Consider the following 353-nt stretch of genomic DNA (forward strand, 5'->3'; position numbering starts at 1 on the left):
TCCCCGTTGCTCAATTTTGTCATACCTGTTCGGTAGTATTTTCTGAGCGTTTTGTAATTGGCAATTCCGCATCGTGACACTACCCATGCCCGCAGTTGTTGCCAGAGTATATTACCTAGCTTGTTGAAAATCTCCTTGGAGACTACCCCTGAGTAGTATCTTGCCCATCCTGTGATGATAGGGTTGAGTTCTTTAATCAGGGCGGCTTGAGGTGATGTTTTGTGTTTCTTAATCACCTCTTTAACCTTTTTGATGTGGGCTTTGATTGCTTCCTTATCCGGTTTTATGTGGGTCTTGAAGCCGAGTAGACCTCTTCCCCCCGATTTCTTCCCGGATGTATGTTTTCCTTTTGG

The 353-nt window shown here is 44.8% G+C and carries 1 protein-coding gene; it reads right to left on the reverse strand.

From position 1 onward, the window contains the following. On the reverse strand, window positions 1-353 hold a 353-nt coding region (locus LKE08_RS14175; RefSeq protein WP_324704887.1), incomplete at both ends, for a group II intron maturase-specific domain-containing protein.

This window comes from Lyngbya sp. CCY1209 (genome assembly GCF_035615495.1).
GTDB lineage: Bacteria > Cyanobacteriota > Cyanobacteriia > Cyanobacteriales > Microcoleaceae > Limnospira.